Genomic DNA, 12,439 nt, shown 5'->3' on the forward strand with positions numbered 1-12,439 from the left:
CTGACGAAGGACCAGATCCTCACCAATTACCTGAACATCACCTTCTACGGTCACCAGGCCTACGGGGTCGAGGCCGCCTCGCACTCCCGCCCCCGCTCCCGCCCCCGCCCCTGCTCCCGCCCCGGCTCCCGCCCCGGCCCGGGTTCCCGCGCCACCCCCCGAGCCGCCCGCCGTGCCTGCGGTGCCCGCCCTACCCGCCCTGCCCGCCGATGTCCCGGTGCCTGCGGCGCTCGCGGCGACCCCCGCGCCCTCCGCTCCGACCGTCCCCGCCCCCTCCCCGGAGCCGTCCCCGTCGCCCGCGGTCACCCGCAACCCCTCGGTGGAGGTCGCCACCCCCACCGCCGCCGCCACCCCGGTCGGCCCGCACCACGCCGCCGGGTCCGGTCGCACCCCGCGCCCGGGCGGCCGCTCGCCGGACGCCCTGCCGGTCGCCTCCGTCCTGCTGGTCGTCCTGCTGCCCGCCGCCGCCGCGGTCGCGGCGCTCTCCCGCTTCCGCCGCTGAACCCCCGGGAACCACCGTGTCGAACCTGCTGCAGACACTCGCCGTCGTCCTGGGCGCCGCCCTGGTGGCCGCCGCCATCGTCCTGCTGAAGGGGCGCTTCTTCCCCGTCCCCGAGGACGCCGAGCCGCGCGAGGACGTCGCCGAGTACATCGCGATGATGGTCGGCGTCCTGTACGCCCTGGTGCTCGGCCTCTCGATGGTCTCGGTCTGGGAGATCCACAGCGGCGCCCTCAACCACTCCCAGGACGAGGCCGGCGCCCTCCACCAGACCTACCTGCTCGCCGACCTCCTGCCGCCGGACCGCCGCGACGCGCTGCGCACCACGGCCACCGCCTACGCCGTCCAGGTCGTGCACGCCGAGTGGCCGCGGATGGCGGCGCGCGAGCCGCTCGGCCCGGACGGCTGGGGGCTGCTGAACCAGCTGCGGACGGTCAGTCAGACCTCCTCGCAGGACGACACCCCCACCCAGCAGAACGCCTCGCAGGAGATGCTCGCCGTCCTCACCACCCTCGACGACGCCCGCCGGGGCCGGGAGGCGTCGGCGATGAGCAGCCTCTCCACGGTGCTCTGGGTCGGGCTGGTCATCGGCGGCACACTCACGGTGGCGTTCATGTTCCTGTTCGGCATCAAGCGCAGCGCCACCCACGTGGTGATGGTGATGGGGCTGACCGGGCTGATCGCCTTCACCATCCTGCTGATCCAGCAGCTCGACGCGCCCTTCGACGGCTTCCTCGCCGTCACTCCGCAGGCCTTCACGCGGTACTTCCCGTTCGTCTGACCGGCACTCCGGCGACGCGCACGGCCCGGGCGCGCACCGCACGGAGCCGGAGGTCGTCCCCGTCGTCAGGGCCTGAAGGACGCTGGGCGGGCTGCCGGGGCGGCGGACGAAACAGTTCTTCCGGGACCGATGAGTTCGGGTGGTGGCGGCGGTCAAACCTGGGAAAGCATCGCCCGCTACCCGAGGAGACCTGACATGTCCGACATCACCACCCTCACCGCCCCTGACGTGACGACCACCGCGAGGTCCGGCAGGGCCGTGGCCGGTGTGGTCCTGGCGTTGCGGGTGCTGCTCGCCCTCTTCTTCGCCCTGGCCAGCGCGCTCCCGAAGCTGCTCGCACTGCCCGCCGCGACGGAGGTCTTCGACGCGATCGGGGCGGGCCACTGGTTCATGTACCTGACCGGGCTGGTGGAACTGGCCGGCGCGGTCGGCCTGCTGGTCCGCCGCCTGGCCGGGCCGGCCGCCATGGGGCTGATCGTCTTCCTGGCGTTCGCGTTCGTCACCCAGCTCACCGCGATGCACGGCGAGAACGCCGGGACGCCGTTCGTCTTCATGGTGCCGCTGGCCGTCATCGCCTGGAACCGGCGCGCCGGGACGGTCGGGCTGCTCGCCCGCCGGCCGTGACCGGCCGCCCGGCCGCCCGGGGCCGTCACAGCTCGGTGAGTTCGCCCAGGCCCAGCGTGCGGAGCGTGAGGTCGGCCATGTGCCGGTGGCCGACGGCGTTGGGGTGCGCGGGGTCGTCGAGCCAGGCGATCGGGTCGCTGTCGGGGAAGTGGGCGAGCCAGTAGGCCTCGTGGTCGACCAGCAGGGCTCCGGTGTCCGCGGCGATCTCGCGCACCGCCTGGCAGTAGGCGGGCAGTTCGGCGCGGGCGGCGCGTCCGGCCCGGCTGACCACGAGGGGCGTGTGCAGCACGATCTGGGCACCGTCGGTCCTGGCGATGATCGCGCGCATCGACGCGTGGAACTCGGCGAGTCCGTCGAGCCCGGCGCGGGCGTCGTTGGTGCCCAGCGAGATGGACAGCACGTCGGGGGCGAACCGGCCGATGAGGTGGTCGTACGCGCCGAGGACGTCGGTGGCGCGCCAGCCGGACACCCCGGTGTTGACCACGATGTCGGTCAGCCGGTCGAGCTGCCAGCCGACGCGTTCGTGCACGTGCTCCACCCAGCCGCGGGCGCCGTGCGTGTGCAGGACGGCCTGGGTGATGCTGTCGCCGGCCATCACCCAGGTCATCGGTCTGGTGGACAGTTCGATCATGTGATCATCCCCCTGTGTTCGATGCGCGGGCGGCGGCCCTCGACCGGCGCCCCGAGAAGTTGATCATATGGGCTGACGTTTCCTGGGGGTCCGGTGCCAGGGCAGGAGGGCGCAGGACGGGAGGGAGCGGTAGCCGCCCGTAGCGGGCCCGAGGAGGCGCGCCCTTTCCGGGCGGCGACGCCACGCACGCCCGCCGCCCGGCAGCCGTTCGCGGATCGTAAGGCCGTACGCGCGGGATCTCCCGGCGCCGGCTCCTACAGTGGCGGCACAGTCAGGTGAGAGAGGTGGATTCAGTGACGGACGATCAGATCATCCTGCCCCGCGCGGATGTGGGGGTGATCGGCGGCTCCGGGCTCTACGAGCTGCTGGACGACATGGTCGAGGTGCGGATCCGGACCCCGTACGGCGAGCCGAGCGACGCGCTGTTCGTCGGCGAGGTGGCCGGCCGCCGGGTCGCCTTCCTGCCCCGGCACGGCCGCGGCCACCGCCTCCCGCCGCACCGGATCAACTACCGGGCCAACCTCTGGGCGCTGCGCTCGCTCGGCGTCCGCCAGGTGCTCGGGCCCTGCGCGGTGGGCGGGCTGCGGCCCGAGTACGGACCGGGGACGCTGCTGGTGCCGGACCAGTTCGTGGACCGGACCAGCGGCCGGGCGCAGACCTACTACGACGGACTGCCGCTGCCGGACGGCTCGGTGCCCGAGGTGGTGCACGTGTCGATGGCGGACCCGTACTGCCCGCTGGGGCGCCGGGCCACGCTCTCGGCGGCGGCCGGCGCCGCCTGGGAGCCCGTGGACGGCGGCACCCTGGTGGTGATCGAGGGCCCCCGCTTCTCGACCCGCGCCGAGTCCCGGTGGTTCACCGCCAACGGCTGGTCGGTGGTCGGGATGACCGGCCACCCGGAGGCCGTCCTGGCGCGCGAACTCGGCCTCTGCTACACCTCCGTGGCCCTGGTCACCGACCTCGACGCGGGGGTGGAGAGCGGCGAGGGGGTCACCCACGCGGAGGTGCTCGCCGTCTTCGCGCGCAACGTCGAGCGGCTGCGCACGGTGCTGTTCAAGACGATCGGCCTGCTGCCCACCGAGCGCGCCTGCCCGTGCGGTCACGCACTGGACGGCCTCACGACCGGTCTTCCCGGCGTGCCGGGCGACTGACCGGCCGGGGCCGGCGCCACCGCCGGACGAGCCCGATCAGCAGGGCGAGTGCGGCGGTGGCGGCCAGGACGGCGAGCCAGTTGCGCAGGTAGGGCAGCGGCAGCAGCGAGGAGTTGCCGTGGTCGTCGTCGGCGCGCAGCACGGCCGGGAGTCCGACGGCGGTCACGGCGGCGGCCACCACCAGCCAGCCGCGCAGCACCGGTCCGCGGGCCAGGTGGGCGCCGACCAGGCAGAGCAGCGGGAGCCAGACCCCGTCGTGCAGGACCAGCGCCCCGATCCCCCAGACCAGGACCTGCGCCGGGTCGGTGAGGTAGACGTCGGTCAGCAGGCCGTAGAGGCCGTAGCCGATCAGGGCGAGACCGGCGGCGAGGGTGGTGCCGCGGAGCCAGCCGGTCATCGGGACACCTCCAGCCGGGCGACCCACTTGGTCTGCAGCACGCCGGGGCGGTTCGGCGCGATGACGCGCGCGGGGAAGCCGTGGTCGGCGTCCAGCGTCTCGCCGTCGACCCGGAGGGCGAGCAGGGTGAGCGGGTCGTCGACGTACTGCGCGGGCATCTCCATCACCCGGTAGGGTCCCTCCTCCTCCAGCGAGGTGACCCGCACGGCGGAGCCGGCCGGCGCACCGGCCCGGGCCATCAGCTCGGCGACCCGGACGCCGCCCCAGCGGGCGCTCGCGCTCCAGCCCTCCACACAGGCGATCGGCAGGACCGCCTCGTGCTGGGGGAGCCGGGCCAGTTCGTCGAGACCGATCTCGTACGGCCGGGGGCCGTCCACCCGCAGCCGCCAGCCGGCGGGCACCTCCACCGTCCCGGCCTGCGCGGCGGTGCGGTTCACCGGGAGCCCCTGCGGGCCCAGGTCGGGCCGGCGCGGCGCCAGCAGGTTCAGCGGGCGCAGCCAGGCCACGCTCTGCCCGGCCGTGGTGAGCGTCACCGCGCCGACCGCCGCGGCGACCGAGGTCAGGAAGGCGCGCCGCCCGGGGACGGTGAGCCGGGGCCGGCGCCAGTTCCGGGCGATCAGCGGCGCCTTGGCCGCGAGGTGGACCAGCAGGCCGCCGGTGGCCAGCCAGCCGACCCAGAAGTGGGTCTGCCGGAACGGGAACGGCCACGGGTACCACTGGAGGGTGTTCAGCAGGCCGGTGAACAGTTCCAGCAGCAGGGCGGCCACCAGGACGGCGATGCCCAGCCGCTCCAGCGCGTGCGCCGCGCTCCGGACCGGCGGCCACTCGAACAGCCGCGGGTACACCGTCCAGAGCTTGGCCCCGAGCAGCGGGACGGCGGCGATCCCGCTGACGACGTGCAGCCCCTGGGTGACGCGGTAGCCGTTCACCGGGCGCGCGGGCAGCAGGCCCGCGAGCCGGCCCGTCGGGTCCTGGAGCAGGTGGCTGAGGAGACCGGTCAGGAAGCAGACCACCAGCGCGGCGCCCAGCCACCGGCCGAGGACGACGGCGGTGCGCGGCTCGTGCAGGGCCGAGCGGAAGACGCCGTCCCGGAACGGGCCGCGGCGCAGGGACGCGGGCGGCGGCGGGAGGGCGGGGCGGGGGCGGCGCCGGGCGCCGGGGTGCTTGGAATCCACGCCCTCATCGAAGCGCCATCCGGCCCCGCGCGGCGGGTACGACGTGCTTACGGAAGTCGAACGGGGGCCGCCGCGGCCGTTCGCGCCGCCGCCGCGGTGGCAGGGTGAGCGGGTGGCCACTCGGACCCTTCTGCCCTGCACGCTCGTCCTCGCCGCCCTGGTGGCGGCCCTGGCGGCGACCGTGACCGGCGGCGGCACGCTCGCCGACCGCGGCCCGCTCCACGGCTGGTACGCCCTCGACGCGGGCCTGTTCGTGCTGGCGCTGCTGCTCCTGCGGCGGGTGCCGGCCCGCCGGGTGGCGCCGCTGGTGCTGGCCGGGAGCGTGGCGGTCGCCGCCGTCGGACTGCTCGCACCGCCCCGGACCAGCGACGACGCCTACCGGTACGTCTGGGACGGCCGGGTGCAGGCGGCCGGCATCTCCCCCTACGCGCACGCCCCGGACGACCCGGCGCTGGCCCGGCTGCGCGACCCGGGCCTGTTCCCGGTGACGGACGGCTGCACGGGGTGGGACGAGCGGCGGACGGCGGCGGGCGACTGCACCCGGATCAACCGGCCCGCCGTGCGCACCGTCTACCCGCCGGTCGCGCAGGCCTGGTTCCTCGCCGTGCACCCCTTCGGGGGCGGGGTGCGCGGGGTGCAGGTGGGCGGCGCGCTGCTGGCGGTCGCGACCACGGGCGCGCTGCTGGTGGTCGGGCGGGGCGGCCGGCGGGCGGCGCTCTGGGGGTGGTGCCCCGGCATCACCGTGTGGGCGGTCAACGACGCGCACGTCGACACCCTCGGCGCGCTGCTGATGACCGTCGGGCTGGGCTGCGTGGCCGGTCGCCGGCCCGGCACCGGGGGCGTGCTGCTCGGCGCCTCGGTCGCCACCAAGCTGCTGCCGGCCCTCGCCCTGCCCGGGGCGTTGTCGGGGGCACTGTCGGGGGCGCTCGCCCGCCGGCCGACCCGCGGGGACGTCGCCGTCCTCGGCGCGGCGCTCGGGGCGTTCGCGCTGGCGTACCTGCCCCACGTCGCCGTCTCGGGCCCGGCGGTGCTCGGGTACCTGCCGGGCTACCTCCGGGAGGAGGGCTACGAGCAGGGGCACCTGGACCGGTTCGGGCTGCTGCGCCTGGCGGTGCCCGACAGCTGGGCGCCGTGGGCGGCGGCCCTGGTGCTGGCGGCGGTGGTGTGGCGGGTGCTGCGGCACGGCGACCCCCGCCGCCCGTGGCGGGGCGCGCTGCTGGTGACCGGCACGGCCCTGCTGCTCGTCGCGCCGGCCTACCCCTGGTACGGCCTGCTGGTGGTGGCCCTGGTCGCGCTCGACGGCGGCTGGGAGTGGCTGGCCGTCCCGGCCGCCGGGCAGGTGCTCTACCTGGTCGGCGGCGGGCCGGCGCAGCAGGCCGCGTACGGGGCCGCGCTGGCCTGCGTGCTCGGGGTGCCGGCGGTGCGCGGGCTCCTGCGCGCCCGGCGGTGCGCGGCCGGGGAACGGGCCTCGGCGGGCGCGCGGGAGATGACGAAAGCCTGACGGCTCGGCGTCGGGGCTGGTCGCGGGTACGGGCCGGCTGTTCCAATCGAGCCGTGGACAGTAGAGCGAAGCGATCCCGGGGCACCCCGGTGGGCCGGCGGGTGGTGCTCGGCCTGGTCGGCCTCGGCGCCGCCGGCGTGGCGGCCGGACCCTTTCTCCAACGCGCCCAGGACGCCCTGGCCGGCCAGGACCCGACCGGGCTCACCGGCCTGCTGCCGGGCGGCGGCGGCTTCCGGTACTACTCCGTGGTGGCCTCGGTGCCCTCCCGGAGCCCCGACACCTACAGCCTCACGGTGGACGGCCTGGTGGAGCGCCCCGGAAGCTACCGGCTGGCCGACCTCCAGGCGATGCCGCAGCGCCGGATCGTGCGCGACGTGCAGTGCGTGACCGGCTGGCGGGTGCCGAACACCCCGTTCGAGGGAGTGCCGCTGGCACACCTGCTGGACGCCGCCGGCGTCTCGGCGGGCGCCCGGGCGGTCCGGTTCAGCTGCTTCGACGGCGAGTACACCGAGAGCCTCACCCTGGAGCAGGCCCGGCGGGACGACGTGGTGGTCGCGCTCAAGCTCCAGGACGCCCCGATCTCCCACTCCCACGGCGGACCGGTGCGCCTGTACGTGGCGCCGATGTACTTCTACAAGTCGGCCAAGTGGCTGTCGGGCATCACCGTGACCGACAGCGTGGAGCCCGGGTACTGGGAGCGCAACGGCTACGACGTCGACGCCTGGGTCGGCCGCTCGAACGGACGTGACGATGCCCCGACCGCCTGACCTCCTGCTCCGCTTCGCCCGCGCCGAGCGCTGGGTGCACCGCACCACCGCGGCCCTGATGCTGGTCTGCCTGGCCACCGCCGCCTGCCTCTACCTGCCGCCGCTGGCCGAACTGGTCGGCCGCCGGCGCCTGGTGGTCACCGTGCACGTCTGGTGCGGACTGGCCCTGCCGGTACCGCTGCTGCTCGGGCTCGCCTTCCGGGCGGTGCGGGCGGACGTGTCGAGGCTGAGCCGCTTCCACCCGGTGGACTGGGTCTGGCTCCGGGCGACCCGGGCCCGCGCCTCGTACCGCCCGGCGGGGAAGTTCAACGCCGGGCAGAAGCTCTACGCCCAGTGGACGCTGGGCGCGATGCTGGTGATCCTCGGGACGGGCCTGCTGATGTGGCTCACCCACCTGGCGCCGACGGCCTGGCGGACCGGCGCGACCTTCGTCCACGACTGGCTCGCGGCGGCCATCGCCGTGGTGACCGCCGGGCACGTCTGGATGGCCGTCCGGGATCCGGAGGCCCGGCGCGGCATGCGGACCGGGCTGGTCGACCGGCGCTGGGCCGAGCGCGAGCACCCGCTGTGGACGGCGGAGCGCCCGGCGGCGGACGCCGAAGCGGTGCCCGTCAGCGGGGACGGGCAGCCCTCCTGAAGGCGAGGAACCGGCGGCCGAGGGCGGACCAGCGCTCGGTCTCGGCCAGCCCGGCGCGCTCGGCCCGGCGGGCGGTGGCCGCCGCGCCGCAGCGGGCCCAGGCGAACGGCGGCCCGAGCCGCCCGTCGTAGCCCTCCACCCGGACGGTGATCCGTTCGTCGATCTCCCGCGGATCCACCTCGACCAGCAGCACGCCTCCCGGTGCGAGGAGTTCGGCGCCGCGGCGCAGCAGCAGCCCCGGGTCGCCGCCGATGCCGAGGTTGCCGTCGGCGAGGAGCGCCCCGCCCCAGCGGCCCTCGGCGGGCAGCCGGTCGAACACCGAGCGGCACAGGGCCGGGCCGCCGAGGCGCCGGGTGCGGTCCACCGCCGCTCCGGTGATGTCGACGCCGAGCGCCGGCACGCCCAGCTCCAGCAGGGCCGCGACCAGCCGGCCGGGTCCGCAGCCGAGGTCCACCACCGGCGCGGTCAGCCGGCGGCAGCGCTCCAGCAGCCCGTGGTCCGCCCCGGCGGCGGGTGCGCACCAGCGCTCGACGTCGAGCGGGATCCGGTGGCCGTCCTCGCCGCGCAGCCAGAGCGGACCCCGCCCGTCGCGGACGGCCTCGGCGAACGGGTCGTCCACCCACGCTCCGGCGGCGACGGTCATCGCGTCACCTCCGAGGTGGTCCCGAGCGCGTCGTCGGCCTGCTCCGGGCCACCGGTCCCGAGCGCGCCGGCCGCCTCGACCGCGTCATGGGCCTCGACCGCGTCGGCGGGCTTCATCGCGCGCAGGCGGGCCGCGAAGCCGCTGTGCGGAGCCTCGGCGGCGACCAGCCGCGCGTCGGCGACGGTGTCCACGTCGGTGAGCACCGGGAGATGGTGGACGGCGAGCCGCTCGGCGGTCAGACGGTCGAGCAGGGCGCGCCCGGTCTCCGGGGTGGACATCGGCAGCCCCAGCAGCAGCCGCCGGGCCAGCTCCCCGGTCGGCCGGGCCAGCCCGAGCGCCCAGAACCCGCCGTCGGCGGCCGGCCCGTACCAGGCGTCGGCGCCCCCGCGCCGGGCGGGCGACAGCGGCTCCGCGAGCAGCGCCGCGTCCACCTGCGGGGTGTCCATGCCGACCAGCAGCGCCGGCGCCTCCGGGGCGGCCTCGGCGGCGTGCGCGAAGGCGGCCGCCAGTCGTTCGTCCAGTCCGCCGCCCCGCTGCGGCACGACCTGCCAGCCGGGCGGGAGCCAGCGTCCGGCCTCGCCGTCCAGCACGAGCAGCCGCCGCCCGGCCGGCACCCGGCCGAGGGTGGCCAGGGTGTCGGCGAGCGCGGCCTCGGCCAGCGCCGCGGCCTGCTCGGGTGTGCAGGGCGGGGTGAGCCGGGTCTTCACCCGCCCCGGGGCGGGCGACTTGGCGATCACCAGCAGGGTGGCCGGCGGCGCGGCCAGCACGGCCCGCATGTCGCGGACGGCCTGCCGGGTGCCGCGCACGGTACCGGTGACCTTGGAGCGACCGGTGCGCGGCAGGTAGTCGACGGGCGTCTCGGCGATCCGCATCCCCGCCGCCGAGGCGGCGAGCACCATCTCCAGCGGGTAGCCGGAGCGGCGGTCACCCAGGCCCAGGGCCAGCAGCCGCTCACGGCGGGCGGCCCGCATCGGCCCGAGGTCGTGCAGCGGCGCCCCCGTCCGCGCCCGCAGCCGGCGGGCCAGCACGGCGTTGGCCAGCCGGGCGTGCGGCGGCCAGGCCCCGGCGGCCGCCGGGACGCGCCGGCCCAGCACGAGGTCCGCCGAACCGTCCAGGACCGGCGCGGCGACCCGCGGCAGCTGGGCGGGATCCAGCGAACCGTCACAGTCCAGGAAGCAGACCAGCTCGGCGGTGGCGGCGAGCAGTCCGGCGTGGCAGGCGGCGCCGAAGCCGCGCCGCGGCTCCTCGACGACGGTCGCGCCCAGCGAGCGCGCCAGGTCGGCGGAGCCGTCGCGGGAGCCGTTGTCGACGACGATCGCCCGCCAGCCCGCGGGGATCCGCCCCAGCACCCAGGGCAGCGCCGCGGCCTCGTCGAGGCAGGGCAGGATCACATCGGCGGACGGCGGTCCGGCGGACGGTACGGGGGGAGTCGGAGAGATCACGTCGGCCACGCTAAGGGCGGGCGGCCCGGCGGCGGCCGAACCGCGCCCTTACGAAAGTCCAACGGCGGGCACCGCCCCGGCCCGGCCGCGCCCGCGATCTTACGGAACCCGAACGTGCGCCGGCGCGACCCGTCCGGCCCCGCCCGCAGCTCGTATCCTCGGCGAGGTGAACGAGAGCCCCGCCTCCGGCGGACCACCCGACCCCGCCCGCGTCCTGGTGATCGACGACGACCTCACCGTGGCCGAGGTCGTCGCCGGCTACCTCACCCGGGCCGGCCACCGGGTCGACCGGGCGAGCGACGGGAACCAGGGCCTCGACCTGGCGCGCCGGCACCGCCCCGACCTGCTGGTCCTGGACCTCATGCTGCCCGGGATCGACGGCCTCGAACTGCTGCGCAGGCTGCGCGCCACCGAGGCCGGCGCCGACCTGCCGGTGGTCATGCTCACCGCCAAGGGCGACGAGGCGGACCGCATCCTCGGTCTGGAACTGGGCGCGGACGACTACGTCACCAAGCCGTTCAGCCCGCGTGAACTCGTGCTGCGGGTCCAGTCCGTGCTGCGCCGCTCCCGGGCCGCCGCGCCCGCCCTCACGGCCCCCGGGCCGCTGGTGTCCGGGGACATCACGCTCGACCCGCAGGCCCGCCGCGCCCACCGCAGGGGGAGCGAACTCCTCCTCACACTCCGGGAGTTCGACCTGCTCGCGTTCCTCCTCCGGCACCCCCGGACGGTCTTCGCCCGGCAGGAGCTGATGCAGCGGGTCTGGGGCTGGGACTTCGGCGACCTGTCCACCGTCACCGTCCACGTCCGCCGGCTGCGCGAGAAGATCGAGGACGACCCCGCCGCACCGACCCTGATCACCACCGTCTGGGGCGTCGGCTACCGCTACGACCCGGTGACGGCGGACGCGCCAGGGGCGACGACGGAACACGGCACGGACCGCAAGGACGGCTCGGAGTGAAGGACCTGCTGCTGATCGCCCTGTTCGCGGGGCTCGGCGCCACCGGTGCCGGTCTGCTCGGCTGGGTGGCGGTGCGACTGCTGCGCCGCCGCTCGATGGCGCTCTCGCTCTTCTGCGTCGCCGTCGTCACCGTCCTCGCGGTCACCTCCGGGACGTTCGCCGTCGCCCAGGCGATGTTCCTCTCCGGACACGACCTCGGGGTGGTGATCACGGTCCTCGGGATGGCCTCCGTGGTCTCACTGCTCACGGCCGCGCTGCTCGGCCGCCAGGTGGTGGCCGGCAGCCGGGCGCTCACCGAAGCCGCCCGCACCGTCGGGAGCGACGCCGGCTTCACCGCGCCGGCGCACCCGCTCGGCCTCGAACTGGCCCAGCTCAGCGAGGAACTCGCCGCCACCAGCGCCCGGCTCGCCGAGTCCCGTGCCCGGGCGCAGGCGCTGGACGCCTCGCGGCGCGAGCTGATCGCCTGGATCTCCCACGACCTGCGCACCCCGCTGGCCGGGCTGCGCGCCATGGCCGAGGCGCTGGAGGACGGCGTGGCCGAAAGGCCGGACCAGTACCTCAAGCGGATCCGCTCCGAGGTCGAGCGGCTCACCGGGATGGTCGACGACCTCTTCGAACTCTCCCGGATCCAGGCCGGCGCGCTGTCCCTGTCGCTCGCCCGGGTGTCGGTCTACGACCTGGTCGACGACGCGCTGGCCGGCGCCCACCCGCTGGCCCGGCAGCGCGGCGTCCGCCTGGAGGGCCGGCAGGTCGCCGCCGAGCCGGTCGAGGTGGACAGCGGTGAGATCACCCGGGTGCTCGGCAACCTGCTGGTCAACGCGATCCGTTCGACGCCCGAGGACGGTGTGGTCGCCGTCTCCGCCCGCCGCGAGGTGGACGAGGTGGTGCTCTCGGTCACCGACGGCTGCGGCGGCATCCCGGAGCAGGACCTCTCGCGGGTCTTCGAGACCGGCTGGCGCGGCAGCGCCGCCCGCACGCCGCGGCGCGATCGCGGTGAGGGCGGCGAGGGCGGCGAGGGCGGGGACAGCGGCGCCGGGCTGGGGCTGGCCATCGTCCGCGGCATCGTCGAGGCGCACGCCGGCCGGGCCCGGGTGCACAACGTCACCGGGGGCTGCTGCTTCGAGATCGCGCTCCCGGCGGCGCGCGGCTGACCGCCCGGGCCGGGCCGTTCTCGGCGCCGTTCTCGGGGGGGGCGGACCGGCCCCGGCGGGGCCGGTGGGCCGGTCTGGGCTG

Annotated in this window: 14 protein-coding genes and 2 pseudogenes; 10 read left to right on the forward strand and 6 right to left on the reverse strand. The window is 76.2% G+C overall.

Translation table 11 applies throughout. From position 1 onward, the window contains the following. From ABT263_RS39010 to ABT263_RS37580, 4 genes and pseudogenes are all read left to right on the forward strand, one after another. Positions 1-81: pseudogene (locus tag ABT263_RS39010) on the forward strand (transglycosylase domain-containing protein); the annotation flags it as partial. A 100-nt stretch (positions 82-181) separates the two neighbouring features. Then, positions 182-502, forward strand: coding sequence for a hypothetical protein (locus ABT263_RS37570; protein WP_352298100.1), 321 nt, complete (start codon positions 182-184; stop codon positions 500-502). 16 nt (positions 503-518) lie between these two features. Continuing rightward, positions 519-1,280 carry a bestrophin-like domain gene (locus tag ABT263_RS37575; RefSeq protein ID WP_352298103.1) on the forward strand — a complete coding sequence of 254 codons (762 nt, stop codon included), beginning with the start codon at positions 519-521 and terminating at the stop codon, positions 1,278-1,280. Positions 1,281-1,475: 195 nt separating this feature from the next. Next, positions 1,476-1,904, forward strand: coding sequence for a DoxX family protein (locus ABT263_RS37580; protein WP_352298106.1), 429 nt, complete (start codon positions 1,476-1,478; stop codon positions 1,902-1,904). Positions 1,905-1,929: 25 nt separating this feature from the next. On the opposite strand, the gene ABT263_RS37585 is transcribed toward ABT263_RS37580, so the two are convergent. Further along, complete coding sequence (locus ABT263_RS37585) at positions 1,930-2,535, reverse strand: SGNH/GDSL hydrolase family protein (RefSeq protein ID WP_352298109.1); 606 nt, start codon at positions 2,533-2,535, stop codon at positions 1,930-1,932. A gap of 293 nt (positions 2,536-2,828) precedes the next feature. On the opposite strand from ABT263_RS37585, the gene ABT263_RS37590 reads away from it, so the two are divergent. Further along, positions 2,829-3,686 (forward strand): S-methyl-5'-thioadenosine phosphorylase, encoded by an 858-nt coding sequence (locus ABT263_RS37590; protein WP_352298112.1) that lies wholly within the window; start codon positions 2,829-2,831, stop codon positions 3,684-3,686. On the opposite strand, the gene ABT263_RS37595 is transcribed toward ABT263_RS37590, so the two are convergent. Both ABT263_RS37595 and ABT263_RS37600 read right to left on the reverse strand, forming a co-directional pair. Further along, positions 3,652-4,083: a hypothetical protein gene (locus tag ABT263_RS37595; protein WP_352298114.1), complete on the reverse strand. Its 432-nt coding sequence runs from the start codon at positions 4,081-4,083 to the stop codon at positions 3,652-3,654. The genes ABT263_RS37590 and ABT263_RS37595 overlap by 35 nt on opposite strands. Then, entirely contained in the window at positions 4,080-5,192 is a 1,113-nt protein-coding gene (locus ABT263_RS37600) for a molybdopterin-dependent oxidoreductase (protein ID WP_352298134.1), read from the reverse strand. The genes ABT263_RS37595 and ABT263_RS37600 overlap by 4 nt, the downstream gene beginning before the upstream one ends. Before the next feature lie 178 nt (positions 5,193-5,370). Here ABT263_RS37600 and ABT263_RS37605 point away from each other — a divergent pair, with 178 nt between their 5' ends. Genes ABT263_RS37605 through ABT263_RS37615 form a run of 3 tightly spaced genes read left to right on the forward strand, consistent with a single transcriptional unit; the run spans position 5,371 to position 8,163 of the window. After that, a complete protein-coding gene (locus ABT263_RS37605; RefSeq protein ID WP_352298117.1) occupies positions 5,371-6,759 on the forward strand; it encodes a hypothetical protein in 1,389 nt (462 codons plus the stop codon). Positions 6,760-6,812: 53 nt separating this feature from the next. After that, positions 6,813-7,526 (forward strand): molybdopterin-dependent oxidoreductase, encoded by a 714-nt coding sequence (locus ABT263_RS37610; protein ID WP_352298119.1) that lies wholly within the window; start codon positions 6,813-6,815, stop codon positions 7,524-7,526. Beyond that, positions 7,510-8,163, forward strand: coding sequence for a cytochrome b/b6 domain-containing protein (locus ABT263_RS37615; RefSeq protein WP_352298122.1), 654 nt, complete (start codon positions 7,510-7,512; stop codon positions 8,161-8,163). The genes ABT263_RS37610 and ABT263_RS37615 overlap by 17 nt, the downstream gene beginning before the upstream one ends. Here ABT263_RS37615 and ABT263_RS37620 read toward each other — a convergent pair. From ABT263_RS37620 to ABT263_RS37630, 3 genes and pseudogenes are all read right to left on the reverse strand, one after another. Beyond that, positions 8,138-8,806 carry a class I SAM-dependent methyltransferase gene (locus ABT263_RS37620; protein ID WP_352298125.1) on the reverse strand — a complete coding sequence of 223 codons (669 nt, stop codon included), beginning with the start codon at positions 8,804-8,806 and terminating at the stop codon, positions 8,138-8,140. The genes ABT263_RS37615 and ABT263_RS37620 overlap by 26 nt on opposite strands. Further along, positions 8,803-9,543: a TIGR04282 family arsenosugar biosynthesis glycosyltransferase gene (locus ABT263_RS37625; RefSeq protein WP_502885931.1), complete on the reverse strand. Its 741-nt coding sequence runs from the start codon at positions 9,541-9,543 to the stop codon at positions 8,803-8,805. The genes ABT263_RS37620 and ABT263_RS37625 overlap by 4 nt, the downstream gene beginning before the upstream one ends. Beyond that, a pseudogene (locus ABT263_RS37630) lies at positions 9,520-10,248 on the reverse strand (glycosyltransferase family 2 protein); the annotation flags it as partial. The pseudogene ABT263_RS37630 and the gene ABT263_RS37625, both read right to left, overlap by 24 nt. 166 nt (positions 10,249-10,414) lie before the next feature. Between ABT263_RS37630 and ABT263_RS37635 the strand changes: the two are divergent. Continuing rightward, the gene (locus tag ABT263_RS37635; RefSeq protein ID WP_352298128.1) at positions 10,415-11,206 is read left to right on the forward strand and encodes a response regulator transcription factor; all 792 of its coding nucleotides are present in this window, start codon (positions 10,415-10,417) and stop codon (positions 11,204-11,206) included. After that, positions 11,203-12,357 (forward strand): sensor histidine kinase, encoded by a 1,155-nt coding sequence (locus tag ABT263_RS37640; protein ID WP_352298131.1) that lies wholly within the window; start codon positions 11,203-11,205, stop codon positions 12,355-12,357. The genes ABT263_RS37635 and ABT263_RS37640 overlap by 4 nt, the downstream gene beginning before the upstream one ends. Positions 12,358-12,439 lie beyond the last annotated feature (82 nt).

It is taken from the genome of Kitasatospora sp. NPDC001603 (genome assembly GCF_040298365.1).
In the GTDB taxonomy this organism is placed as follows: Bacteria; Actinomycetota; Actinomycetes; order Streptomycetales; family Streptomycetaceae; genus Kitasatospora.